The organism is Microcella frigidaquae, from assembly GCF_014200395.1.
Lineage (GTDB): Bacteria > Actinomycetota > Actinomycetes > Actinomycetales > Microbacteriaceae > Microcella > Microcella frigidaquae.
In genome coordinates this window covers 977187-1002624 of the sequence record NZ_JACHBS010000001.1, presented here as the reverse complement: position 1 = coordinate 1002624, position 25438 = coordinate 977187, and the positions used below count along the sequence as shown (strand labels likewise).

The 25438-nt window shown below is 71.6% G+C and carries 24 protein-coding genes and 1 tRNA gene; 21 read left to right on the top strand and 4 right to left on the bottom strand.

Annotation, left to right across the window (positions count from 1 at the left end):
* Positions 1-28 precede the first annotated feature (28 nt).
* Positions 29-1039 (top strand): sortase domain-containing protein, encoded by a 1011-nt coding sequence (locus tag BJ959_RS04965; RefSeq protein ID WP_153982634.1) that lies wholly within the window; start codon positions 29-31, stop codon positions 1037-1039.
* A gap of 61 nt (positions 1040-1100) precedes the next feature.
* Complete coding sequence (locus BJ959_RS04960) at positions 1101-1880, top strand: phosphate ABC transporter ATP-binding protein (RefSeq protein ID WP_153982679.1); 780 nt, start codon at positions 1101-1103, stop codon at positions 1878-1880.
* 16 nt (positions 1881-1896) lie between these two features.
* On the opposite strand, the gene BJ959_RS04955 is transcribed toward BJ959_RS04960, so the two are convergent.
* From BJ959_RS04955 to gndA, 3 genes are all read right to left on the bottom strand, one after another.
* Positions 1897-3258, bottom strand: coding sequence for a transaminase (locus BJ959_RS04955; RefSeq protein ID WP_153982633.1), 1362 nt, complete (start codon positions 3256-3258; stop codon positions 1897-1899).
* A 247-nt stretch (positions 3259-3505) separates the two neighbouring features.
* Positions 3506-3877 carry a hypothetical protein gene (locus BJ959_RS04950; protein ID WP_153982632.1) on the bottom strand — a complete coding sequence of 124 codons (372 nt, stop codon included), beginning with the start codon at positions 3875-3877 and terminating at the stop codon, positions 3506-3508.
* Positions 3878-3882: 5 nt separating this feature from the next.
* Positions 3883-5349, bottom strand: coding sequence for an NADP-dependent phosphogluconate dehydrogenase (gndA, locus tag BJ959_RS04945; RefSeq protein WP_153982631.1), 1467 nt, complete (start codon positions 5347-5349; stop codon positions 3883-3885).
* Positions 5350-5532: 183 nt separating this feature from the next.
* On the opposite strand from gndA, the gene BJ959_RS04940 reads away from it, so the two are divergent.
* From BJ959_RS04940 to mfd, 6 genes are all read left to right on the top strand, one after another.
* Positions 5533-5949 carry a DUF6620 family protein gene (locus BJ959_RS04940; RefSeq protein WP_153982630.1) on the top strand — a complete coding sequence of 139 codons (417 nt, stop codon included), beginning with the start codon at positions 5533-5535 and terminating at the stop codon, positions 5947-5949.
* Between the two features lie 2 nt (positions 5950-5951).
* Complete coding sequence (locus BJ959_RS04935; RefSeq protein ID WP_153982629.1) at positions 5952-6344, top strand: hypothetical protein; 393 nt, start codon at positions 5952-5954, stop codon at positions 6342-6344.
* 51 nt (positions 6345-6395) lie between these two features.
* Entirely contained in the window at positions 6396-6914 is a 519-nt protein-coding gene (locus BJ959_RS04930; protein ID WP_341800023.1) for a gluconokinase, read from the top strand.
* 144 nt (positions 6915-7058) lie between these two features.
* Positions 7059-7664 carry a 50S ribosomal protein L25/general stress protein Ctc gene (locus BJ959_RS04925; protein ID WP_153982628.1) on the top strand — a complete coding sequence of 202 codons (606 nt, stop codon included), beginning with the start codon at positions 7059-7061 and terminating at the stop codon, positions 7662-7664.
* Between the two features lie 65 nt (positions 7665-7729).
* Positions 7730-8386 carry an aminoacyl-tRNA hydrolase gene (pth, locus tag BJ959_RS04920; RefSeq protein WP_341800022.1) on the top strand — a complete coding sequence of 219 codons (657 nt, stop codon included), beginning with the start codon at positions 7730-7732 and terminating at the stop codon, positions 8384-8386.
* A gap of 167 nt (positions 8387-8553) precedes the next feature.
* Complete coding sequence (mfd, locus tag BJ959_RS04915) at positions 8554-12147, top strand: transcription-repair coupling factor (RefSeq protein ID WP_153982627.1); 3594 nt, start codon at positions 8554-8556, stop codon at positions 12145-12147.
* Here the strand turns inward: mfd and BJ959_RS04910 are convergent.
* Positions 12090-12959 carry a CPBP family intramembrane glutamic endopeptidase gene (locus BJ959_RS04910; protein WP_153982626.1) on the bottom strand — a complete coding sequence of 290 codons (870 nt, stop codon included), beginning with the start codon at positions 12957-12959 and terminating at the stop codon, positions 12090-12092. The two genes, mfd and BJ959_RS04910, sit on opposite strands and share 58 nt — an antisense overlap.
* A gap of 18 nt (positions 12960-12977) precedes the next feature.
* On the opposite strand from BJ959_RS04910, the gene BJ959_RS04905 reads away from it, so the two are divergent.
* From BJ959_RS04905 to BJ959_RS04845, 13 genes are all read left to right on the top strand, one after another.
* Positions 12978-14453, top strand: coding sequence for an MFS transporter (locus tag BJ959_RS04905; protein ID WP_153982625.1), 1476 nt, complete (start codon positions 12978-12980; stop codon positions 14451-14453).
* The gene (locus tag BJ959_RS04900; RefSeq protein ID WP_153982624.1) at positions 14450-15163 is read left to right on the top strand and encodes a nucleoside triphosphate pyrophosphohydrolase; all 714 of its coding nucleotides are present in this window, start codon (positions 14450-14452) and stop codon (positions 15161-15163) included. The genes BJ959_RS04905 and BJ959_RS04900 overlap by 4 nt, the downstream gene beginning before the upstream one ends.
* Positions 15164-15168: 5 nt before the next feature.
* Complete coding sequence (locus BJ959_RS04895) at positions 15169-16248, top strand: ABC transporter ATP-binding protein (protein ID WP_153982623.1); 1080 nt, start codon at positions 15169-15171, stop codon at positions 16246-16248.
* The gene (locus BJ959_RS04890) at positions 16245-17339 is read left to right on the top strand and encodes an ABC transporter permease (protein ID WP_153982622.1); all 1095 of its coding nucleotides are present in this window, start codon (positions 16245-16247) and stop codon (positions 17337-17339) included. The genes BJ959_RS04895 and BJ959_RS04890 overlap by 4 nt, the downstream gene beginning before the upstream one ends.
* 281 nt (positions 17340-17620) lie before the next feature.
* A complete protein-coding gene (locus BJ959_RS04885) occupies positions 17621-18223 on the top strand; it encodes a TetR/AcrR family transcriptional regulator (protein ID WP_153982621.1) in 603 nt (200 codons plus the stop codon).
* Positions 18224-18247: 24 nt separating this feature from the next.
* Entirely contained in the window at positions 18248-19507 is a 1260-nt protein-coding gene (gene hisS / locus BJ959_RS04880) for a histidine--tRNA ligase (protein WP_153982620.1), read from the top strand.
* Positions 19508-19574: 67 nt separating this feature from the next.
* Entirely contained in the window at positions 19575-20855 is a 1281-nt protein-coding gene (gene eno / locus BJ959_RS04875; RefSeq protein ID WP_153982619.1) for a phosphopyruvate hydratase, read from the top strand.
* Between the two features lie 89 nt (positions 20856-20944).
* Positions 20945-21460: an FtsB family cell division protein gene (locus BJ959_RS04870; RefSeq protein WP_153982618.1), complete on the top strand. Its 516-nt coding sequence runs from the start codon at positions 20945-20947 to the stop codon at positions 21458-21460.
* Positions 21457-21975 carry a DUF501 domain-containing protein gene (locus BJ959_RS04865; protein WP_153982617.1) on the top strand — a complete coding sequence of 173 codons (519 nt, stop codon included), beginning with the start codon at positions 21457-21459 and terminating at the stop codon, positions 21973-21975. Before BJ959_RS04870 ends, BJ959_RS04865 begins: the two co-directional genes overlap by 4 nt.
* Positions 21948-23228 (top strand): S8 family peptidase, encoded by a 1281-nt coding sequence (locus tag BJ959_RS04860; protein WP_341800021.1) that lies wholly within the window; start codon positions 21948-21950, stop codon positions 23226-23228. Before BJ959_RS04865 ends, BJ959_RS04860 begins: the two co-directional genes overlap by 28 nt.
* Before the next feature lie 40 nt (positions 23229-23268).
* Positions 23269-24591 carry an FAD-dependent oxidoreductase gene (locus tag BJ959_RS04855; RefSeq protein WP_153982616.1) on the top strand — a complete coding sequence of 441 codons (1323 nt, stop codon included), beginning with the start codon at positions 23269-23271 and terminating at the stop codon, positions 24589-24591.
* Between the two features lie 77 nt (positions 24592-24668).
* Positions 24669-24741 (top strand) — tRNA-Leu (locus BJ959_RS04850).
* A gap of 92 nt (positions 24742-24833) precedes the next feature.
* Positions 24834-25400, top strand: a complete 567-nt coding sequence (locus BJ959_RS04845; RefSeq protein ID WP_153982615.1) for a LemA family protein — start codon at positions 24834-24836, stop codon at positions 25398-25400.
* Positions 25401-25438: the final 38 nt, after the last annotated feature.

The window sequence follows — 25438 nt, the reverse complement described above, 5'->3', positions numbered from 1 at the left end:
CCGCGAACCCGATGCAAGAAAGTTCCCGGTGACCTCCACTCCTTCCGTATCGTGGCGCGATCGCGTCCGCGTGTCCGTGACGGCCACGCGCACCAGAATGCGATCAGCGGTGGCGGGTGCGCTCGATGCCGTTGCCCGCGAGTCGAGCGATCTACGCCCGGCGACCGCGTCGCGCGCGATTCCGGCTCTGACCCCGCTTGATCGAGCACGATTCGGGTCGACCGCGCTTCTGCTCGTCGGCTCCATCTTGCTGGGATTCGCGGCCTACCTCGTGATCGCGAGCCCTGTGACATTTCTGCGCGATCAGGCGCTGTTGCGCGAAGAGCTCCGATTCGAGCTCGCGAACTCCACGGCTCCTGTGTCGCAGTTTGAGAGCACTGGTGAGCTTCTCACTCCTGGCCAGCCAGTCGCCCTGCTCGAGATCGATGCGATTGACCTGAGCACCGTCATCGTGGAGGGCACCGATGCACGCGCCCTCCAGTCCGGTCCGGGTCATCGTCGCGACACGGTGATGCCCGGCCAGGTCGGTGCCTCGGTCATTTTTGGTCGCCAGGCAGCGTTCGGCGGCCCCTTCTCCCGTCTTTCCGAGCTGGACGAGGGCGATCGCATTGTCGTCACGACCGGGCAGGGTCGCTTCGTCTTCACGGTCGCAGGCGTCCGCACTGGCCAAGAAGCGCTTCCCGACCGCCCCGCCTCGGACAGCACGTTGACGCTTGTCACGGCAACCGGGATTCCCTACTTCGCGGAAGACGTGCTGCGGGTAGATGCGGTGCTGGCTGGCAACGCCGCCGAGGCCGGTGCTCGAGCTTTCGGCTACTCCGCGCTTCCTCGTGACGAATTGGCGATGGCGTCGCGATTCTCCACCGGTTCGGAGGTGGCGATCTGGGCACTGCTTCTTCTGGCCGCCGTTGCCGCGATGCCGGTCATGCGTCGCGCGTGGGGGCGGTGGCAGGCCTGGGCCGTGGGAGTGCCCACCACCGTGTTCCTCGGTTTCCTGTTGTTCCGCGATCTTTCGACCTTGCTCCCCAACCTCACGTGATTGGACCCCGATTGTGCTGACGACATCCGACGACAGGCAGCAACCCGTGACCACCGAGGCAATGGGCCTCGCTTCCCTCGACGCGCGCGGAGTGTCGGCGTGGTTCGGTGACCGCAAGGTTCTCGACCGCGTTGATCTGACGATGCACGCGGGAGAGGTGACCGCGCTGATTGGACCCTCCGGCTGCGGCAAGAGCACGTTCCTTCGCGTGCTGAACCGCATGCACGAGCTCGTGCCGGGCGCGAGTCTCGCTGGCTCCGTCAGCGTTGACGGGCTCGACATCTACGACTCGAGCATGCGCATCACGGATGCTCGCCGCGCGATCGGCATGGTCTTCCAGAAGCCCAATCCCTTCCCGGCGATGTCGATCGCCGACAATGTGGTCTCCGGACTCACGCTGACGGGCCAGAAGATCAGCAAGTCAGATCGCGCCGACCTCATCGAGGAGTCCCTCACCATGGCGGGCCTGTGGAACGAGGTGAAGGACCGTCTCTCGGCAGCCGGCGGCGGTCTCTCGGGAGGTCAGCAGCAGCGTCTCTGCATCGCACGATCGTTGGCGGTGAAGCCCCGCGTGCTGCTGATGGACGAGCCGTGTTCCGCTCTCGACCCCACGTCGACGCGTCGAATCGAGCAGACCATCCTCGAGCTCAAGGAGCAGGTGACGATTGTCATCGTCACCCACAACATGCAGCAGGCTCAGCGGGTTTCGGACCGTTGCGCCTTCTTCCTCGCGGAGGCGGGAACCCCGGGCCAGATCGTCGAGCACGGGTTCACCGAGCAGATGTTCTCCACGCCCGAAGACCCGCGCACTCTCGACTACGTGAACGGTCGGTTCGGATAGCCGTCGGCGCAGGAGGCTAGGCCCCGACGAGCTCCTTGATCGCCGCCTCGAACACGGTGTGGTGGGCATCCACGTCGGCCCGCGTCGTCATCGGCGCCATGAGAGCCATGTTGTGGAACGGCGTGAGCATGATGCCGCGGTTCGCGAGGTAGAGGTGCAGGAAGTCCTCGAGCTCCGCATCCGCCGCGGCCGCCGCCTCGGTGCCGTTCTTCGGGTACGGGCGCGCGAAGCGGTACTCGGCGCGCGCGCCCAGCTGGTTGATCGCCCACGGCAGGTCGTACCGGTCGAAGAGCGCGTTCACGCCGTCGGTGAAGTACGTCGCCGTGTCGATCATGGTCGCGAAGGCCTCGTCGGTGAGCACCTGCTCGAGGGTCGCGCGCATCGCCGCGACCGAGAGCGGGTTGCCGGCGAGGGTGCCGCCGACGCCGCCCATGTCGACGAGGTCGAGGTCGGTGCGCGCCAGCGCCCGCTCGGCGAACTCCGCCGACAGCCCGTAGGCGCCGGTCGGGATGCCCCCGCCGATCGCCTTGCCGATGACCACCAGGTCGGGCTCGATGTCGTAGGCGGTCGTCATGCCGCCGGGCCCGGCCGAGAAGGTGTGCGTCTCGTCGATGATGAGTAGCGCGTCGTACTTCCGGGTCAGCTCGCGCACGCCCTCGAGGTAGCCCGGCTCGGGCAGCACGATGCCGATGTTGGTCAGCGCCGGCTCGATGAGCACCGCGGCGACGTCGCCGTGCGCGAGCGCCCGCTCGAGGCCCGGCAGGTCGTTGTACTCGGCGGCGCGCGAGGTCTCGGTCACCGGCACGGGGGCGCCGACGTTGCCGGGGCGCGGCATGCTCTCGCCGTCCGGCCCGACGACGACGAGCGACTCGTCGACTGAGCCGTGGTAGCAGTACGAGTGGAAGACGATCTTCGACTTGCCGGTGATCGCGCGCACCAGGCGGATCGCCCAGCGGTTCGCATCCGTGGCCGTCAGCGAGAAGCTCCAGCGGTCCATCTTGAAGCGGCGCGACAGTTCTGCGCCGACCCACTCGGCGTCCTCCGTCGGCAGCATCGTGGTCAGACCGCCGAGCTCGCCGATGCGGCGCTGCACGGCCTCGACGACGGCGGGGTGCGAGTGCCCGGCCATCGAGCCGGTGTCGCCGAGGGCGAAGTCGATGTACTCGTGCCCGTCGATGTCCCACACGCGGTTGCCCTGCGCGCGGTCGAGGTAGATCGGGAAGGCGCCCGATTTCTTGTTCATCCAGGTCATCGGCACGCGGCCGAACAGGTGCTCGGCGCGCTCGTAGGCGGCCTTCGACTTCGGGCGGGCGGCGATGAACGCCGCGCTCTCGCGCTCGGTGAGCTCGGCGAGTCGGGTGCGATCGATGGAGATCATGATGGGGTCCTCACTGTTCGTCGACGATGCGGATGCGGGCTCCGGGTACGCCGGACGACCGCACAACGGCATCGGCCCCGCGCGGATAGGAATGCGACTGAGGTGACCGGAAGCGATGACGGCAACCACCGCTCCTCGACGGGTCACGCCGCCCGCGGGAGGAAACCCGGGGGCGCCGTTCGCATGCGCGGAACCCTTCCAGTGTGGCACGAGCCCCCGGGGGGCCCGCAACCGCGCGGCGCTGCGGTCAGCTCAGGCGCGTCGGCGGCACGAGCCGCGGCTCACCGGGGATCAGCCCGAGCACAGCGATCAGTACCTCACCGCCAGGGGTGGCGGCGTAGCAGGTCCACCCGACGGCTTCGGGCGACAGGAGCTCGAAGGCGACCCGGCTCGGGGTGCGCTCGCTGGCGACGGTGTCGACCGCGAGGCGGCACGACTGCTCGGCCGTCGAGCGGGCGAGCGCATAGGTGCTGAGGGCGCCCGGCAGCACCATCCCGACCAGCGCGATGAGGGCGACCCACCGCATGACGCGCGCCCGCCGCTCCCAGGAGGTCGGTCGCGCATCATCGCGTTCGTCGTCGGGCCACTCGCGCAGCTCGATCGGGTCGTCGTCGCTCATGTCATCTAGTGCGAGTCTTCGGCGCGAATCTCGGTGCGGTCGCCGCTCCAGAGGGTGTGGAACGTGCCCTCCTTGTCGACGCGCTTGTAGGTGTGCGCGCCGAAGAAGTCGCGCTGGCCCTGCACGAGCGCGGCCGGCAGACGGTCGGCGCGGAGGCCGTCGTAGTACGACAGCGACGAGGCGAACGCGGGGGTCGGGATGCCCGCCAGCGCCGCACCGGCGACGACGCGCCGCCACGATGGCAGCGCGCCGGTCACGGCCTCGGCGAAGTACGGCGCGGTGACGAGGGCGACGAGGCCGGGGTCGGCGGCGTAGGCCTCGGTGATGCGGTTGAGGAAGCGCGCGCGGATGATGCAGCCCGCCCGCCAGATCTTGGCGATGTCGCCCTTCTTGATGTCCCAGCCGTACTGCTCGGCGCCGGCGACGATCGCGTCGAAGCCCTGGCTGTAGGCGATGATCTTCGAGGCGTAGAGCGCGCGGCGCACGTCTTCGACGAAGGCGCCGCGGTCGGCAACCTGCCACTCCTGGGTGCTGCCGGGCAGGCTCGCGGCGGCCGCGCGCTGCGCGGGCTTCGACGACAGCGAGCGGGCGAACACGGCCTCGGCGATGCCCGACACGGGCACTCCGAGGTCGAGGGCGGTCTGCACCGTCCACGCGCCGGTGCCCTTGGCGCCGGCCTGGTCGAGGATCACGTCGACGAGGGGCTTGCCCGTCGTCGCGTCCACCTGGCGCAGCACCTCGGCTGTGATCTCGATGAGGTAGCTCTCGAGCTCGCCGGTGTTCCACTCGGCGAACACCTCGGCGATCGCGGCGGGCTCGAGGCCGCCGACGCGGCGCAGCAGGTCGTAGGCCTCGGCGATGAGCTGCATGTCGACGTACTCGATGCCGTTGTGGATCATCTTGACGAAGTGCCCAGCGCCGTCGGTGCCCACGTGCGTGACGCACGGCTCGCCCTCGGCGACGGCGGCGATCGACTCGAGGATCGGCTTGAGGGTGACCCACGCCTCAGCCGAGCCGCCGGGCATGATCGACGGGCCGTTGAGCGCGCCCTCCTCGCCGCCAGAGATGCCGGCGCCGACGAAGTTGATGCCCGTGGCGCGCACGGCCGCCTCGCGGCGGATCGTGTCGGTGAAGAGCGCGTTGCCGCCGTCGACGATGATGTCGCCCGGCTCGAAGACCTTCACGAGCTCGTCGATGACGGCGTCGGTGCCGCGGCCCGCCTGCACCATGATGATCGCCGTGCGCGGCTTCTGCAGGGCCGCGGCGAACTCCGCGTAGTCCTTCGTGGCGATGAAACCTGCCTCGGGGTGCTCGGTCACGAGCGTCTCGGTCTTCTCCCACGAGCGGTTGAAGACGGCGACGGTGTTGCCCTCGCGGCTGGCGAGGTTGCGCGCGAGGTTCGAACCCATGACGGCGAGGCCGACGACCCCGATGTTGGCGATACCGGTGGTGGCGGAAGACGTGGTGGTCATGGCCTCCAGCCTAGAGCGCGGCAGGGCCCGGACCTGCGCCCGGGTGAGTAGCCGCATCCGCCGAATTGAGCAACGGATGCTCAGCCGCGGTCGCGACCGCCCGCGAAGCATGGAGGCATCAGGTTCCACCCCGAACGCCACCACCCCGGCGACCACCGGCTCCACTGACAGGAAGGCACCACCATGAACATGTTCAAGTCGATGATCGACACGATCAACGCCGCCCCCGCCCTCATCGAGAGCGCGAACACTCTCGCCGCGCAGGCGCAGACGCAGGCCGCCATGGCCCCCACCGTCTCCGCCGGCTTCCCCGGCACGGTCGGCTCGCAGGCCGCCGTGAACCTCGCCAACCAGCAGGCGCACGGCGCCCCGAGCGCCGAGGCGCTCGCGCCGATCGCGGGCGTCAGCCTCGAGCAGTACGCGCAGGTCAGCAAGGGCATCGCGGCCTTCGGCTACGACACGACGAAGCTCGTCGATGTCGCCGCCGGCCTCGGCATCTCCGCCGCCGACTGGGCCGTGGCGCAGGAGGGCTGGGGCGCTCGCATCCAGGCCGACCGCGCGGTCGGCTCGCGTTTCAACGAGCTGTACACGGCGCTGTAGCCATGGGTGTGCTCACCAACCTCGCCAAGCTCACGGTGATGGGCATGGACAACCTGGCGACCATGAACGTCGCCGACCGACTGGCGCAGGCGCAGGCCACGATGGATTCGCTCATCGTGCAGAACGACCTCGCCGCGGCCGCCGCTGCGGGCGACTCCTCGCTCGCCCCAGCGACCGCGACGGTTACCGGGCTCGCCTCGACGGGCGTCATGGTGAACGACGGCGTGCAGGTCGTGCTCGAGCTGCTCGTCATGCTCCCGGCCGGTGTGCCCGCGCCGGTGCGGCACACCACGGTCGTGCCGATGGCCTTCCTGCCGCAGGTTCAGCCCGGTGCGAGCGTGTCGGTGCGCGTCGACCCGGCAACGCCGAGCCGACTGCTGCTGGTGCTCGGCTGACCCGCATCGGCCGCGACCCGAACGCGGTCTGCGCGGGGCTACGGTGGGCGGGTGAGTGATCACCCGCCCACTGCCGTCGGCAGCGTCGTCGTGTGCGGGGTCTCGGGTTCGGGCAAGTCGACCGTCGGCGCGGCCGCCGCGGCGCTCGCCGGAGTGCCGTTCATCGACGCCGACGACCTGCACCCGCCCGTCAACATCGCGGCGATGGCCGCCGGAGTCGCTCTCACCGACGCCGACCGGGAGCCCTGGCTGGCCGCGGTCGGAGCGGCGCTGCGCGACGCGGCCCCGTGCGTCATGGCCTGCAGCGCCCTGCGCGGCGCGTACCGCGAGCGGCTGCGGCGGGATGCTCCCACCGCGCGCTTCGTGCTGCTCGACGTGCCCCGTCCCGAGCTGGAGCGCCGCATCCGCCAACGCTCAGACCACTTCATGCCGGCGAGCCTGCTCTCCTCGCAGCTCGCGACGCTCGAGCTGCCCGACCCGGCCGAGGAGGTCGTCGTGCTCGACGCCACCCGGCCGCTCGACGAGCTCGCGGCCGCCGTCGCCGCGCTGCTCGGGCCTCGGGTAGACTGAGCGACTGTACTTCGGCGAGGGAGCGATTCGTCGCTCCGTGATCGACGCGGTGGGCAAGGCATCAGGTCTTTCCTCACGCGCTCGCGCGTTCGAGTTGACACCCAGACCGGGCCACCAGGCCCCCGACATCCCAGGAGATCCGTCATGGACGAGAACAAGCTCAGTGCCGCCAAGCGCACGTCGTTCGGAAAGGGCGCGGCCCGCAAGCTGCGTGCCGCCGGCCACATCCCCGCCGTCATCTACGGCCACGGCGGCGAGCCGCAGCACGTGAGCCTGCCCGGTCACGAGACCGCGCTGCTGCTGCGCAAGGCCAACCTGGTCATCACGCTCGACATCGAGGGCAAGAACGAGCTCGTGCTCGTCAAGGACGTCCAGAAGGACCCGGTGCGCCAGATCATCGAGCACGTCGACCTCATCGTCGTCCGCAAGGGCGAGAAGGTCACCGTCGACGTGTCGGTGCACGTTGAGGGCGAGTCGTTCTCGGGCACGATCGTCATGGTCGAGAACTCGACCGTGTCCGTCGAGGCCGAGGCCACGCACATCCCCGAGTCGATCACCGTCTCGGTCGAGGGCCTCGAGGAGGGCGCGCAGATCCACGCGCGCGACCTGGCGCTGCCGAAGGGCACCACCCTCGTCACCGACCCCGACGCGCTCGTCGTGCACATCACCGCCCCGCGCGGCTCGGCCTCGGGCTCGGCGGAGTCGGAGGGTGGCGAGGCCGCCCCGGCGGAGGCCGCTGAGGCCGAGTAGTCCGCGCGGCGCTGCGCGGGAATCCCGCGCGTCGCCCGCACGAAGCTGAACCGAGGGGGTCGCCCGTGGCCGGAATCTTCCGCCGCGCAGCGGCCCCTTCGGCGTCCGCGGCCGGCGCTGCCGGTGGAGCAGCCGATGCCGCCGGTGCGTGGCTCGTCGTCGGGCTCGGCAACCCCGGGCCGCAGTACGCGGGCAACCGGCACAACGTCGGCGCCATGGTCGCGGAGCTGCTGGCCGAGCGCATCGGCGCGCGCTTCTCGCGCCATCGCACCACGACGATGCTCGCCGAGGGGCGCCTGCGGCCGGGCGGCCCGAAGCTGATCGTCGCGCGGCCGCTCAGCTACATGAACACCTCCGGCGGACCCGTCTCGAGCGCCGCCGCGTACTTCGGCGTGCCGCCCGAGCGCGTCATCGTCATCCACGACGACCTCGACCTGCCGTTCGAGACCATCAAGCTGAAGGCTGACGGCGGCCACGGCGGGCAGAACGGCGTGCGCGACGTCATCAAGGCCCTCGGCACGCCCGAATTCGTGCGCGTGCGGGTCGGCATCGGGCGGCCGCCCGGGCGGCAGGACGCTGCCGACTACGTGCTGCGCGACTTCGGCGGTACCGAGAAGACGCGCCTGCCGTTCGTGCTCGACGACGCGGCCGACGCGGTCGAGCTCATCATCGAGCAGGGTCTGCTGGCCGCGCAGCAGACGGTGCACGCGCCGCGCGCCTGAGCCCGCATCCCTCGCCCCGCCCGCCTCTCGTGTCACAAATCACGGAACATCCGAGGTCGACAGCGCCTGCAGCCGCATGAACTCGTTCGCGTGAGCCGCAGACTCCGTGATTTGTGACACGTCGTCGGGGCTGAGCGCTCAGGGTGAGCGGCGTACGCTTGTGCGACGTGAGTCTCGAGCGGTTGATCCCGGCGCTGTCGCGCGCCCGCACGCTGTCCGACGCCCTCGAGAGCGCGCGCGGCTCGGCCGACTTCTCGGTCGTCGAGGGTCTGCGCGTGCCGCTGCTGGCGGCGGTGCTGGATGCCCGCCCCGGCCCGCAGTGCCTGCTCGCCATCGTCGCCACGGGCCGGGAGGCCGACGCGGTCATGGAGTCGCTCGCCTCGGTCGCGCCGGGCGCGACCGTGCTCGACCTGCCGGCGTGGGAGACCCTCCCGCACGAGCGGTTGAGCCCGAGCGCCGAGACCGTCGGACGTCGCATCCGCACGCTGCGGGCTCTGCGCGCCTGGGCCGATGCGCCCGCCGTCGACGCGAGCGGCACGCCCAAGCCCGACCTCGTCGTGGTCGCGTCGGTGCGGGCGGCGCTGCAGCCCCTGGTCGAAGGGCTGACCGACGTCGAGCCGGTCGTGCTCGAGCGCGGCGGTCGCGGCTACGACCTGGCGCAGGTGACGACCCGGCTCATCGAGCTCGCCTACACGCGCGTCGACATGGTGACGCGGCGCGGAGAGTTCGCGGTGCGCGGCGGCATCCTCGACGTCTTCCCGGCGGTGGCCGAGCACCCGGTGCGCGTCGAGTTCTTCGGCGACGAGGTCGAGCAGCTGCGGCCGTTCTCCGTCGCCGACCAGCGGTCTTTGCCGGGCGGGGCGGGGGAGGACGACGTCACCCGCGTCGAGCTGCCGCCGACCCGCGAGCTGCTGCTCGTGCCGAGCGTGCAGCAGCGGGCGCGCGAGATGCAGCACGAGTTCCCGAGCCTGGCGCCGCTGCTGGCGAAGATCGGCGAGGGGATCCCGGTCGAGGGCATGGAGAGCCTGGCACCGGCGCTGGTCGAGCGGCTGGTGCCGCTGACCGACTACTTGCCCGCATCCGCCGCCGTCGCGGTGCTCAGCCCCGAGCGGGTCGCGAGCCGCGCGGTGAACCTCGCCGAGACGAATCGGGAGTTCCTGACCGCCGCCTGGCACGCCGCGACCGCCGGCGCCGAGGCCCCGATCGACCTCGACGCGGGCGACTTCGTGACGGTGACCGGCCTGCGCGAGGCGGCCGGCGGGCGCGACTGGTTCACGATCAGCGCCTTCGACGCGGACGACCCCGACGTCGTGCGCATCGACGCCGCCGAGCCCCCGGGATTCGCGGGCCGCAGCGAGGGCGCCGTGCAGCACGTCGTCGACCGCGTGCGCTCGGGCTGGACGATGGTCGTCGTCGCTGCCGGCCACGGTCTGGTCGAGCGCGCCGCCGACGTGCTCGGCGAGCACGAGGTGGCCGCTCGGATGGTCGACGAGCTGCCCGAGACCCTCGAGCCGGGCCTGGTCTATCTCGTGCAGGCGCAGATCGAGCACGGCTTCGAGGTGCCCGAGCTGCGGCTCGGCGTGCTGAGCGAGACCGAGTTCTACGGCCGGGCCGTCGGCTACGACTCGCGCCAGCCGAAGAAGCTCGCGAGCCGCCGCACGAATGTCGTCGACCCGCTGCAGCTGAAGGCGGGCGACTACGTCGTGCACGCCACCCACGGCATCGGCCGCTTCATCGAGCTCGTGCAGCGCGAGGTCAGCACGGGCGGCCGCAACCCGGTGAAGAGCACGCGTGAGTTCCTGGCGATCGAGTACGCGCCCAGCAAGCGCGGCTACCCGGGCGACAAGCTGTTCGTGCCCACCGACCAGCTCGACCAGCTGAGCCGCTACGTCGGCGGCGAGGCGCCGCAGTTGAGCAAGATGGGCGGCAGCGACTGGGCGGCCGCGAAGGGCCGCGCCCGCAAGGCCGTGCGCGACATCGCCGTCGAGCTCGTGAAGCTGTACTCGGCCCGCATGTCGAGCAAGGGCTTCGCCTTCCCGCCCGACACCCCGTGGCAGCGCGAGCTCGAGGAGGCGTTCCCCTATGTCGAGACGCCCGACCAGCTGACCACCATCGAGGAGGTCAAGCGCGACATGGAGTCGCCGATCCCGATGGACCGCCTGCTCGCGGGCGACGTCGGCTACGGCAAGACCGAGGTCGCGGTGCGCGCCGCCTTCAAGGCCGTGCAGGGCGGCAAGCAGGTGGCCATGATCGTGCCGACCACCCTGCTGGTGAAGCAGCACCTGGAGACCTTCGCCGAGCGCTTCGCCGGGTTCCCTGTGCACCTGCGCGCGCTCAGCCGCTTCCAGTCGGACAAGGAGGCGAAGGAGACGCTCGACGGCCTCGCGCGGGGCACCGTCGACGTGGTCATCGGCACGCACCGCATCCTGAGCCAGGGGGTGCAGTTCAAAGACCTGGGCCTCGTGATCATCGACGAGGAGCAGCGCTTCGGCGTCGAGCACAAGGACGCCCTCAAGAAGCTCAAGACGAACGTCGATGTGCTCGCGATGTCGGCCACGCCGATTCCCCGCACGCTCGAGATGGCCGTGACGGGCATCCGCGAGATGTCGACCCTGGCGACCCCGCCGGAGGACCGCCACCCGATCCTGACCTTCGTCGGGCCCTACAGCGACAAGCAGGTGGCGGCGGCGATCCACCGCGAGATGCTGCGCGAGGGCCAGGTGTTCTACGTGCACAACCGTGTGTCGAGCATCCAGCGCGTCGCCAGCCACCTGGCTGAGCTGGTTCCGGATGCCCGCATCGCGGTCGCCCACGGCCAGATGAGCGAGTCGCTGCTCGAGCAGGTCATGGTCGACTTCTGGGAGCGCAAGTTCGACGTGCTCGTCTCGACGACGATCATCGAGACGGGCCTCGACGTCGCCAACGCGAACACGCTCATCATCGACCGGGCCGACAAGTACGGGCTCAGCCAGCTGCACCAGCTGCGCGGGCGCGTCGGCCGCGGGCGCGAGCGCGCCTACGCGTACTTCCTCTACGACGAGACCAAGCCGCTCACCGAGACCGCGCATGACCGGCTGCAGACGATCGCCGCGAACACCGACCTCGGCGGCGGCATGCAGATCGCGCTGAAAGATCTCGAGATCCGCGGCGCGGGCAACCTGCTCGGTGCCGAGCAGGCCGGCCACATCGCGGGCGTCGGCTTCGACCTCTACCTGCGCATGATCGGCGAGGCCGTCAGCGTGTTCCGCGGCGACGCTGCCGAGGAGCAGACCGAGCTGCGGCTCGAGCTGCCCGTCGACGCGCGCATCCCCGAGGACTACATCGCGAGCGAGCGCCTGCGCTTGGAGGCGTACCAGAAGCTGTCGACGGCGAGTGCGCCGGCCAGCGACGAGACGGCACTGGATGCGGTGCTCGAGGAGCTCGCCGACCGCTACGGCGACCCGCCCGCCCCGGTCGCGACCCTGCTGGCAGTGTCGCGCCTGCGCCGCCGGGCGCAGCAGCTCGGCCTCAGCGACGTCGTCGTCATGGGAACGAACCTGCGGCTCGTCGGGCCGATGCTGCCCGACTCGCGGCAGCTGCGCCTGCAGCGCATGTATCCGGGGTCGAAGTGGTTCGGGCAGCAGCGGGCCGCGACGGTGCCTCTGCCGACCGGAGCCAGCGACGACGACCTGATCGTCTGGGTCGGGCAGGTGCTCGACGCGCTCTACGCGCCCGAGGCGGCTCCTGCATCTGCTCCGGCCTCCGGGGCGCCCTCAGCCTGAGTCTCGGTCGGCGGCACGCGGCCGGTCAGCGGCTTCGGGAAGAGCACCGAGCCCGGTACCTCGTGCACGCGGTAGACCGCCATGGGGATGACGACGAGCGTGCGCAGGTCGAACAGGGCGTGCACGAGCATGGCGAGCCCGATGCTGCCGCTGACCACGTAGAGGGCCGTGAAGAGCAACCCGACGACGGTGGTGGCGAGCACCCCGACCCAGCCCTGGTACGCGTGGAGTGCCCCGAACAGCAGCGCCGCGAGCAGGAAGGCGCTGATCGGCTCGCCGGTCACCACCACGAGCAGTGCCGGCAGGGCGAGCCGGAAGAGCAGCTCCTCCACGACGCCCGCGTTGACCGAGAGCGCCGCGCCCCAGCCGAGCTCCGGGCGATTGCGGGGCAGCAGCGCGGCGATGTCGCCGACGATCACGATGCCGCCCTCGCGGCGGGCACCGCGCGCGCCGATGGCCGTGAGCACGGCGACCCCGAGCAGGGTGCCGAGCAGCAGGGTCGTTCCGAGGCCGCCGGCGAGAGCATCCCGCAGCCAGGCGATCGGCGGCAGGGCCTGCGTCGCGGCGAGCAGCGGCGTGACCACCGGCTGCACGAGCACCAGCAGCACGACGCTGGCACCGCCGAACAGCACGAGCGACTCGAGCAGCCAGCGCCGCATCATCGCCTGCCGTCGCGCCGTCGAGCGGTAGCGGCGGAACCGGCGGTACTCGCGCTGATCCTTCCGTGCCGCACGCACGATCAGCAGCACCACCAGCCCGAGGGCCAGCAGCGCTGCCGCCACACGCGGCACCCAGCCGAGTTCCGGGAGCATCCGGCTATGGTCGCACGCATGACCTCGACGACCGCCGTCGGCCTGCGCAGCGAGCGCGGCCCGATCCTGCTCGCGATCATGGTCACGACCGGCCTGGTCGCGATCGACGCGACGATCCTCGCCACCGCGGTGCCGACGTTGGTCGCCGAGCTCGGATCGTTCGAGCTGTTCCCCTGGCTGTTCTCGATCTACCTGCTCGCGCAGGCCGTCTCGACCCCGTTGTTCGCGAAGTTCAGCGACATGATCGGCCGCAAGCCGATCATCCTGATCGGCATCGGCCTGTTCCTGCTCGGCTCGATCCTGTGCGGTCTGGCCTGGAGCATGCCCGCCCTCATCGCCTTCCGCGCCGCGCAGGGCATCGGCGCCGGGGCGATCGGGCCCATGGCGATCACGATCGCCGGCGACATCTACACCGTCGAGGAGCGCGCGAAGGTGCAGGGCTACATCGCGAGCGTCTGGGCCGCCTCCGCCGTCATCGGCCCGACCCTCGGCGGCCTCTTCGCCGAACTCGACGCCTGGCGCTGGATCTTCTTCATCAACATCCCGCTGTGCGTGCTGGCGGCGTGGATGCTGATCCGCTCGCTGCACGAGACCGTCGAGCATCGCCCGCACCGGGTCGATGTGCTCGGGGCGCTGCTGTTGACGGCCTCGCTCGGGCTGCTGCTCGTCGGCGTGCTCCAGGGAGGCGTCTCCTGGGCGTGGGCCTCCTGGCAGAGCGCGGTGGCGTTCGGTGTCGGGGCGGTGCTGCTCGTCGCGTTCGTGGCGGTCGAGCGCCGGGCGGCCGAGCCGATCCTGCCGGGGTGGGTGTTCTCGCGGCGGCTGCTGCTGGCGACGACGCTCGCCTCGGTCGGGGTCGGGGCGATCCTCATCGGCCTGGCCTCCTACGTGCCGGTCGCCCTCGAGGGGTCGCTCGGGGTGTCGCCGCTCGTCGCCGGTCTCGCCCTCGCGGCGCTGACGATCGGCTGGCCGATCTCGGCCGCGCTCTCAGGCCGGCTCTACCTGCGGCTCGGCTTCCGCATCACGGTGCTGATCGGAATGGTGCTCGTGCTGGCCGGCACCGGCCTGCTCGCCGCATTCGCCTCGACCCCGTCGGTCGCGATCTCGGCGGTCGCCTGCTTCGTCACCGGGCTGGGGCTCGGGCTCGTGGCCACCCCGTCGCTCATCGCGGCTCAGGCCAGCGTCGAGTGGAACGAGCGCGGCGTCGTCACCGGCACCAACCTGTTCGCGCGCGCCGTCGGCCAGGCGGTGGCCGTCGCGATCTTCGGCGCCGTCGCGAACACCATCTACCGGGCCGCGGGCGGCGGGGGAGTGCTGGGCGAGGGCGCCGGCGCGGCCGTCGACCCGATCGCGATCGTCCCCGCCTCGCAGGCGGTCTTCGTCGGGGCGCTGCTGTGCACCGTCGCCACGATGGCCCTCGCCACGACCATGCCGCGCGACCGGCCGCGCTCCACCGCCCCCTCGGAGGCCACTCCGGCCGCCACAATGGGGGAATGACCGAACCCGCGTCGCCCGCGCTGCCGCCCGCCGAGCCCCATCCCCAGCTCGATCAGCTGATCGCGGTACTCGCTCACCTGCGCGCTCCGGGCGGCTGCGCTTGGGATGCGGAGCAGACCCACGAGAGCCTGACCCAGTACCTCGTGGAGGAGGCCCACGAGCTCATCGACGCGATCGAGCACGGAACGCCCGACGACGTGCTGGAGGAGCTCGGCGACGTGCTCTACCAGGTGCTCTTCCATGCCGACATCGCCGCCGCCCGGGGGGCCGACGGCTTCACGATCGAAGACGTCGCCGCGCGTTCGATCGCGAAGATGGTCGGCCGGCACCCGCACGTCTTCGGCGACGTCGTCGCCGACACGGCCGACGAGGTCGCCGCCAACTGGGACACCTGGAAGCGGCAGGAGAAGCCCGCCCGCACCTCGGTGCTCGACGGTGTGCCGCGCGGCTTGCCTGCGCTCCAGCGTGCCGAGAAGCTTCTCGGTCGCGCCGATGACGTCGGGTTCGCCCCTGTGCTGCCCGCGGTCGACGCGCCCGCCGACGAGCGCGTCCTGGGGGCCGAGCTGCTCGCCCTCGTCGCGGCCGCCCGTGCGCGGGGTCTGCAGCCCGAGCGGGCGCTGCGGCTGGCGCTTTCCGAACTCGAAGCGGACATCCGCCACGCCGAGCAGCGCGACGGGTCTGCTCGTGGCGGCGCCGACCTGCTTGACTGACCCTCATGAACTCCACCGCGGCTGAACCGACCGCACTCCCGTCCGCCCCTGCCGCCCCCGGCGCAGCCATCGAGGTCGAGGGGGTCGCCCGGTCGTTCGGCGACGTGCACGCCGTGCGCGACGCGAGCTTCACCGTGCAGCCCGGCTCGGTCACCGCGCTTATCGGGCCCAACGGCTCGGGCAAGACGACCCTGCTGCTGATGCTCGCCACCCTTCTGCGACCCGACACGGGCACGATCCGCATCGCCGGCCACGATCCGGTGGCCGATCCGCGGGCGGTGCGGCAGGTGATGGGCTGGATGCCCGACGTGCTGGGCTCGTGGGGCAGTGTCACCGTGCGGCGCACCCTCGAGATCACCGGGCGCCTCTACGAGCTCGGCCCCGAGCAGGCGCGGGCACGCGCCCAGCAGCTCATCGACCTGGTCGGGCTGGAGGCGCTCGCCGATCGCCCGACCCGCGTGCTCAGCCGCGGCCAGAAGCAGCGGCTCAGCTTGGCCCGGGCGCTCGTGCACCAGCCGCGCGTGCTGCTGCTCGACGAGCCCGCCTCGGGCCTCGACCCCGCCGCGCGCGTCGAGCTGCGCGTGCTCGTCCGCCGCCTGGCGAGCGAAGGTGTCGCCGTGCTCGTGTCGAGCCACGTGCTCGCCGAGCTCGACGAGATGGCCGATGCCGCCGTCTACCTCGACCGCGGGGCCACGGCCTCGGCCGAGCGCATCGAGCAGAGTCGTGCCCGGGTGCGCGACTGGCGCGTGCGCGCCATCGACCCGGTCGCTCTCGCCGCCGCGCTCGAGCGGCTGGGCGTCCCGGCCGGCGAGCCCGACCACCTCGGCACGACGGTCGCCGTCGCCGGCGAGCAGGAGGCCGCATCCGTGCTGGCCCGCCTCGTCGCCGAGAACGTGGCGATCACCGCCTTCGGCCCCGCCGTCGGCGAGCTCGAGGCGACCTTCCTCGACCTCGCCCGCAGTGCTGATGGCCGGGCTGACGGCACCGCCGACACGGTCCCCGACGCTGGAGCCGCCGGCGCTGGAGCCACCGACGCCGGAGCCGCCGACCCGGCATCCGCCCCGACGGAAGGGAGCGCGCGATGAGCCGCTACCTCGACACGCTCGGCACCATCGTCCGGCTCGAACTGCAGCAGCGCATCCGCTCGACAGCGTGGGTGGTGCTGGTGAGCGTCGTGTTCGTGCTCGTCGGCATCGTCACGGCGCTGCTCTGGGCATCCCTCGCCGCCTTCGACAACGGCGTCGCCGAGTCGGCCGGCGTCTACTCCACGATCATCTTCTTCGTGCTGCTGGTCGGCACCCTCGTCACCCCGGCCATCAGCGGCGCCGCCATCAACGGCGACCGCGATGCCGGAACCCTCGCGACCACGCAGGTCACCCTCGCGACGACGGGGCAGATCGTGCTCGGCAAGTTCCTCGCCGCCTGGACGGTCGCGCTGACCTTCCTGGCCGCGTCGCTGCCCGCCCTGCTGTTCACGCTCATCGCCGGGGGCGTGCGCGGTGACACCCTCGCCGCGTCGCTCGGGGTGCTCGTGCTCGAGCTCGGGGTCGTGGCGGCGGTCGGGGTGGGCCTGTCGGGCCTCATCACGCGGCCGCTGTTTTCGGTCGTCACGACCTACCTGGTCGTTGCGGCGCTCAGCATCGGCACGCTCATCGCCTTCACGCTCGGCGGCCTCGCCTTCCAGACCGAGCAGAGGCAGACCTACATCGGCATCGACTACTCGCAGGGCGGGGAGTTCGACCCGGAGACGGGCCTGCCGGAAGAGATCATCTGCGAGCAGCCGACGACCTTCACCGCCTCCGTGCCGCGATTCGACCTGGTCTGGGGCATCCTGGCCGCCAACCCCTACGTCGTGCTGGCGGATGCGGCGCCGACGACCTTCGACCGGTACGGGTTCCCCCAAGACCTGTTCGGGCAGATCGCCCTCGGCCCCCGCAGCGCCCAGCTGCCCGTCGAGAGCGAGGTCGTGTACGACGAGTGCGGTGCCGCGCTCGCCGGCGACCCGAGCCTCGGCTACCAGGGCGACACCCCGGAGGAGATCTTCGCGCGCACCGTGCCGAGCTGGTTCGTGGGCCTGGGCGTGCACCTGCTGTTCGCCGGTGCGGCCCTGGCGGCCGCGATCGCCCGCACGCGCACGCCGGCGGGAGCGCTGCCGACCGGCAGCCGCGTCGCCTAGCCGGGCCCGGAGTCGCGCCCGGCGCGGTGCGAGCGCCGCCCGCAGAACGTGAAGCGGGCGCCCTCCGACAACCCGAATGTCGGAAGGCGCCCTGCGCCGCGCGTCACTCGTGGAGGACGCGTGCGACGCACGGGTCGCGCATCCCCCGATGCGCAACCCCGTCGATGCCCGGCGGCCGTGCCGGGGCAGAGGGAGCGGGGCGTCAGCTGCCTCCGGTCGACCTCTCGGTGAGATATTACATAACAGTTGTTCTCATAGCAACCGTTTGTTATGTTTATTTCATGGCCCGTCGCACCGACCCCCACCGTAAGCCCGAGCTGCTCGCGGCGATCGTCGCGCACCTGCACGGGCATCCGCTCTCGGGTGTCACGTTCCGCAGCCTCGCCGATGCGCTCGGGGTCAGCCCGTTCACGCTCGTCTACCACTTCGGAACCCGCGATCAGCTCATCGCCGAGATCATCCGAGCGGTGGCGGCGCGGCAGGACGCGGTGATCGCCGCCGAGCTCGCCGACGCTCCCTCGCTCGAATCCCACCTCGCGGCCATCCGCGCCTCCTGGCAGGGGTTTCTGCAGCCCGACACCCGTGCGTTGCTCCGCCTCGAGTTCGAGGCGGCCCTCATGGAGGTGACCGACCCTGCGCTGCGTTCCGGGGGTCGCGACGTGCACGCGCGCTGGGTCGAGTGGGGAGCCGAGGCTCTCGAGCGCCTCGGCGTGGACTCCGTCGAGGCGCGCATCGAATCGCGCATCCTCGTCGATCAGCTCTACGGATTCCAGCTTGATCTGGTCGTCACCCGCGACGACGCCGGCGCCACCGCCGCGTTCGAGCGTGCCCTCGCCGCCTACGGTGAGCGCGTCGCCGCCCTGCTCGCGGCACCCGTCGCCTGAGTGCACCGTGACAGAATCGAGGGCATGGCCGCCCCCGTGACACCCCCGCGCGGCATGCGCGACATCCTGCCGGCCGACAAGGCCCGCCGCGAGCGGGTTCTGGCCCGCATCCGCTCGGTGTACGCCGCGCACGGCTTCGACGAGATCGAGACGCCGGTCGTCGAAGACACCGCGCGCCTGTTCTCGGGGCTCGGCGGCGACAACGAGAAGCTCGCCTACGCGGTCATGAAGCGCGGTCTGACGACGGATGATCTCCGGGCCGCCGCGACCCCCCTCGACCTCGCCGACCTCGGCCTGCGGTTCGACCTCACCGTGCCGCTCGCGCGCTTCTATGCGAGCAACCGCGGCGCGCTGCCGGGCGTCTTCCGCGCGATCCAGATCGCGCCGGTGTGGCGGGCCGAGCGGCCGCAGAAGGGCCGCTACCGCCAGTTCGTGCAGTGCGACATCGACATCATCGGCGAGCCGGGGGTCATCGCGGAGGCCGAGCTCATCACCGCGACGGCGGCGACGCTCGACGCCCTCGGGATCCCCGGCTGCAGCATCCGCCTCAATGATCGCCGGCTGCTCACCGCGTGGCTCACCGCCGCGGCGGTTCCCGAGGCCCTGCAGCCGAAGGCGCTCATCACCCTCGACAAGCTCGACAAGATCGGGCTCGATGCGGTCGTCGCCGAGCTGACCGAGCTGGGCGTGGCCGATGCGGCCGCGATGATGCGTTGGATCGACCTGGACGCCGATGCCACGGCTTCGTGGAGCATGCTCGAGCGTGTGCCGGGCGACACCGCGGCGGCGGTCGCCGACCTGCGTGCACTGCGCCGGGCCCTGCCGGGCATCCCGCTGCGGTTCGACCCGCTGCTCGTGCGCGGTATGGGCTACTACACGGGCCCGATCTTCGAGGTCGCCCACCCCGAACTCGGCTACTCGCTCGGCGGCGGCGGACGCTACGACGGGATGATCGGCCGCTTCCTCGGCGCCGACGTGCCCGCCACCGGCTTCTCGCTCGGCTTCGAGCGACTCATCGACCTCATCGATCTCGGCGACGACGGCCGCGCCGACATGGTCGCCCTCGTGCACGATGCCGACCTCGACCTCGGCAGCCTGATGACGCTCAAGACCGCGCTCGTCGCCGACGGCGCCCGGGTGCGGCTGCTGAAGCGCCCGAAGAACCTCAAGGCGGCGCTCGACCAGCTCGCCGCCGAGGGCTGCACGCGCTTCGCCCTCGTGCCCGCCGACAGCGCGGCCGATGTCGCCGCCCTCGACTGGCGTAGGCTCGACAGCGCTCCCTGACCGCCCCTGACCACCCCGGCGGTGTCCGCTCTGGAGCACCGACCACCACGTCTGTAAGGAGACCCCCATGGCTGCAATCGAGGCCGTTGGCGCCCGCGAGATCCTCGACTCGCGCGGCAACCCGACTGTCGAGGTCGAGGTGCTGCTCGACGACGGCACCGTCTCGCGCGCCGCGGTGCCCTCCGGCGCTTCGACCGGCGCCTTCGAGGCCTACGAGCTGCGCGACGGCGACGCACAGCGCTACCTCGGCAAGGGCGTGCAGAAGGCCGTCGACGCCGTGCTCGACGTGCTCGGCCCGGCCATCGAGGAGATGGACGCCAGCGACCAGCGGCTCATCGACGCCGAGCTGATCGCCGCCGACGGCACCGACAACAAGTCGAAGCTCGGCGCCAACGCCATCCTCGGCGTCTCGCTCGCCGTCGCCAAGGCTGCGGCCGACTCGGCCGACCTTCCGCTGTTCCGCTACCTGGGCGGCCCCAACGCGCACGTGCTGCCCGTGCCGATGATGAACGTCATCAACGGCGGCGCCCACGCCGACACCGGCGTCGACGTGCAGGAGTTCATGATCCTGCCGATCGGTGCCGAGACCTACAGCGAGGGCCTGCGCTGGGGCGTCGAGACCTACCACGCCCTCAAGGGCGAGCTGAAGAAGGGCGGTTTCGCCACCGGCCTCGGCGACGAGGGCGGCTTCGCCCCCGACCTGGCCGGCACCAAGGCCGCGCTCGACTTCCTCATGGCCGCCATCGAGAAGGCCGGCTTCACGCCCGGCACCGACATCGCGCTCGGCCTCGACGTCGCCGCGACCGAGTTCTACCGCGATGGCGCGTACCGCTTCGAGGGAGGCGAGCACAGCGCCGCGGCCATGGCCGCGTTCTACGCCGACATCGTGGGCGCCTACCCGCTCGTGACGATCGAGGACCCGCTGTCGGAGGACGACTGGGAGGGCTGGGCCGCGCTGACCGCCGACCTCGGCGCCAAGGTGCAGCTCGTCGGCGACGACCTGTTCGTCACCAACCCCACGCGTCTCGGAGACGGCATCGCCCGCCGCACCGCGAATTCGCTGCTGGTGAAGGTCAACCAGATCGGCACGCTCACCGAGACGCTCGACGCGGTGTCCCTCGCGCAGCGCAGCGGCTACACGGCGATCCTGTCGCACCGCTCGGGCGAGACCGAAGACACCACGATCGCCGACCTCGCCGTCGCCACCAACTGCGGCCAGATCAAGACCGGTGCCCCCGCCCGCAGCGAGCGCGTCGCGAAGTACAACCAGCTGCTCCGCATCGAGGAGGAGCTCGGCGACGCCGCGGTCTATGCCGGTCGTGGGGCCTTCCCGCGCTTCACCGCCTAGGTCCGAACGGCCTCGGGAGAGCATCCCGAACCGCACCGCGCCCGCCGCCCCTGCCCGGGGTCGGCGGGCGCGGCGCTTAAGCTGGGGGCATGGCCCGAGCACCGCGTCCGCCGGCGTCGCGCACCGCGCCCGTCGCGCTGCCCGACGGTGCTCCGGCGACGATGCCGTGGTTCCGGTCGCTGCAGGTCTCCGGCTTCACCGTCACGGTGCTGCTGCTGATCGTCGGCGCGCTCATCGTGCTCGCGCCCTCGCTGCGGGTGCTCGTCGAGCAGCAGAACGAGATCGCCGAGCTCGAGCGCCAGGTCGCCGAGCAGCAGGCGATCGTCGACGGGCTGCAGCGCGACATCGACCGCTGGCAGGATCCCGCCTACATCGAGGCGCAGGCCCGCGACCGCCTGCTCTACGTCTACCCGGGCGACATCACCTACCTGGTCGTCGATGATGGGCTGACCCTCGACGACGGCGACGGCACCCCCGTCAGCGACGAGATCCAGACCACCCGCGTCGACTGGACCCGGGCCCTGCTGTCGTCGATCGTCACGGCCGGCCTCACCGACCTGCCGGCCGACCAGCTGCTCGCGCCCGGGTTCGGGGGCGTCGAATGAGCCGCCCGCCGTTCGCCCCGTTCACCGATCGCGATGTCGAGCTCGTCAGCGCCCAGCTCGGCCGCCCGGCCCGTGACGTGATCGGCATCGCCGCGCGCTGCGTCTGCGGTGCTCCGACCGTGGTGGCCACGCGCCCGCGGCTCGCCAACGGCACGCCCTTCCCGACGCTCTACTACCTGACCCATCCGGCCGCGACGGTCGCCGTGTCGCACCTCGAGGCGAACGGGCGCATGGCCGAGCTCGCCGCCGAGCTCCAGGCGGATCCGGCGCTCGCCGAGCGGTACCGGGCCGCGCACGAACAGTACCTGGCCGACCGCGAGAGCGTGCTGGCGGTCGAGGAGATCACCGGCTACAGCGCCGGGGGCATGCCCACGCGCGTCAAGTGCCTGCACGCCCTCGTCGGGCACAGCCTCGCCGCCGGCCCCGGCGTGAACCCGATCGGCGACCGTGCTCTGGCCGAGTGCGGCTGGAGCCCCGAGGTCTGCGCGTGCGCGCCCGACCAGCGCGGCGCCTGACCGCTCGCCCTGCGGCGGCGCTCGCCGCCGCCCTCGCCGTCGCCGCGCTCGCACTGGTGCCCGCCGCGGCCCCGCCGCTGACAGCCCCCGCCGCGGCCGACGCGGTGCGCGACCAGCAGTACTGGCTCGACGACTACGGCATCCGCGAGGCCTGGCAGGTCACCCGCGGCGAGGGGGTCGTCATCGCCATCCTCGATTCGGGGGTGGATGCGAGCCACCCCGACCTCGCCGGCGTCGTGCTCGGCGGCACCGACGTCTCGGGTCGCGGCAACGCCACGGGCACCCTCCCGCTCGGCCCGGTCGGCATCACCCACGGCACCATGGTCGCCTCGCTTGCGGCGGGGCGCGGCAGCGGCCCCGCATCCGGGGTCATCGGGGCCGCCCCGGCCGCGGGGATCCTCAGCATCTCGCTGGCCTTCGGGCCGACCGAGCGCAGCGGCGACGACCAGATCGCCGAGGGCGTGCGCTGGGCCGTCGACAACGGGGCCGACATCATCTCGCTCTCACTCACCCGCAATCAGCTCGACTGGCCCGCGTCGTGGGACGACGCCTTCCTGCACGCCGAGCGCAATGACGTCGTCGTGATCGCTGCGGCCGGCAACCGGGGCAGCGGCACCGAGCAGGTGTCGGCGCCCGCCACGATGCCCGGCGTGCTCACCGTCGGCGGCGTCGACCGCTTCGGCCGGGCGAGCGGCGACGCGTCCTCCCAGGGCATCACGATCGGCGTGATGGCGCCGAGCGAGGCGCTGATCGGGGCGATCCCCGGCGGCGGCCACCGCTTCTGGCAGGGCACCAGCGGCGCGACCCCGATTGTCGCTGGCATCGCCGCCCTGGTGCGTGCCGCCCACCCCGAGCTCGACGCCGCCAACGTCGTCAACCGCATCATCAGCACCGCCCGACCGGTGACCGCCGCCGTGCCCGATCCGCTCTACGGCTACGGCCTCGTCGACGCGGCCGCTGCGGTCAGCGCCGACGTGGATCCGGTCGCCGAGAATCCCCTCGGCTCGCTCGCCGACTGGGTCGCGCTCAACCGCCGCGCCGAGGCCGAACCGCTCGCGGCTGCCCTGCCCGAGCTGCGCGCGGCCATCGGCCGCCATGCCGACCCGGCACCGTTCGGGATGCCCACCGCGGGCTCCGCCCCGCCCGAGCCGATCATCCCGATTGCCCTCATCGTGACCGGCGTCGGCACCGCGCTCGCGACCCTCGCGGCGGCCGGGGTGCTCCGGTTCGTGACGCGCACGCGTACCGAGTAGATTAGGGCAGTCCCCTCTACCACCTAGGAGAGCTTTTCCCGTGCCCAGAATCCTCATCGTCGGTGGCGGCTACGCCGGTTTCTACACCGCTCTGAAGCTCGAGAAGCACCTGCGCCGGGGCGAGGCCGAGGTCGTCATGGTCGACCCGCTGCCCTACATGACCTACCAGCCCTTCCTGCCCGAGGTCGCGGCCGGGTCGATCGAGCCCCGCCACGCGGTCGTGTCGCACCGACGGCACCTGAAGCGCACCACCGTGATCACCGCCCGAGTGACCGGCATCGACCACGCGAAGAAGACCGCGACGATCACGCCCGAGGTCGGCGAGCCCTACGAGCTCGAGTACGACCACGTCGTCGTGACCGCCGGCTCGGTGTCGCGCACCTTCCCGATTCCGGGGGTCGCCGACGAGGCCATCGGCATGAAGTCGATCGAGGAGGCCGTCGCCGTACGCGACCGCCTGATCGACAACTTCCACCGCGCGGCCCTGCTGCCGGCTGGCCCCGAGCGCGACCGTCTGCTGACCGTCGTGGTCGTCGGCGGCGGCTTCGCCGGCATCGAGACCTTCGCCGAACTGCGCAGCCTCGCCAGCTCGCTGCTCGCGCAGTACCCGGGCCTCACGATCGACGACACCCGCTTCCACCTCATCGAGGCGATGGGGCGCATCATGCCCGAGGTGTCTCTGAAGACCAGCCACTGGGTGCTGAAGAATCTCGCGCAGCGCGCCGCCACCGTGCACCTCGACACCCAGCTGACGAGCGCCGTCGGCGGCCGCATCGAGCTGTCGACCGGCGAGACCTTCGAGAGCGACCTCATCATCTGGACCGCCGGCGTCATGGCCAACCCGGTCGTGCGCAACACCGACCTCCCCGTCGAGGAGCGCGGTCGTCTGCGTGCCCAGGCCGAGCTGCGCGTCATCGACGAGGGCGGCGCCGTCGTCGAGGGTGCCTGGGCGGCCGGCGATGTCGCGGCCGTGCCCGACCTCACCGGGGGCGGCGTGGGCGGCTTCTGCGTTCCCAACGCGCAGCACGCCGTGCGCCAGGGCAAGCAGCTGGCGAAGAACCTCGCCGCCGCGGTGCGGGGCGAGGCGCCGAAGCAGTACATCCACAAGAACCTCGGTGCGGTCGCCGGCCTCGGCCTCTGGGTGGGCGTCTACCAGTGGCGCAACCTGGCCATCAAGGGCTGGATCGCCTGGATCATGCACCGCGGCTACCACGGCCTCGCCGTGCCGATGTGGGAGCGCAAGCTGCGCGTCTTCAGCGGCTGGATCGGCCACTTCTTCCTCCGCCGCGACATGGTGAGCCTCGCCGCGCGCGAGACGCCGAAGGCCTACTTCCAAGAGTTCGCCTCGCGCCCGAAGGCCTAGCGAGAACCCTGCGAGACTCCCGGTCGCCCTCGTGGCCCGGGGGTCTCGTGCATCCGGCCGCCGTAGGCTGGCGGCACGCCCCGGTAGCCCAATGGCAGAGGCAGGCGACTTAAAATCGCCCAAGTGTGGGTTCGACCCCCACCCGGGGTACGCGTGCACGCGCGTACGCAGCTGCCCGGCGCTGGTCATTCTCCCAGCGCAGGCCCTGTCGGCGCCGACGGGCCGGCCCTATGCTGTGGGGCATGGAAATCCTGGTGATCATCGGTGTGCTCGTCCTGCTCGTCGTCATCGCGGGCATCTACCTGTGGGCGACGTACAACTCGCTCGTCACGCTCAACGTGCGCGTCGACGAGGCGTGGAGTGACATCACGGTGCAGCTGAAGCGCCGCGCCGACCTGCTGCCGAACCTCATCGAGGCGGTCAAGGGGTACGCCGCGCACGAGAAGCAGGTGTTCGAGGCCGTGACCAAGGCCCGCGCCGAGACGCTCGGTGCGCAGGGCCCGGCCGACGCGGCCGTCGCCGAGGGGCACATGCAGCAGGCGCTGAAGAGTATCTTCGCCGTCGCCGAGGCGTACCCGCAGCTGCAGGCCAGCCAGAACTTCCTGCAGCTGCAGGGCGAGCTGGTCGACACCGAGGACAAGATCCAGGCCTCGCGCCGCTTCTACAACGGCGGCGTGCGCGAGCTCAACGTGAAGATCAAGCAGTTCCCGAACACGCTGTTCGTGCGCGGCCTGGGCTTCACGGAGCGCGACTTCTTCGAGGTCGCCGACGCGGCCGCGATCGCTGAGCCGCCGCGCGTGCAGTTCTGATCGATCCCACCCGGGCTCGCCCGGTCCTGTTCCGTCCG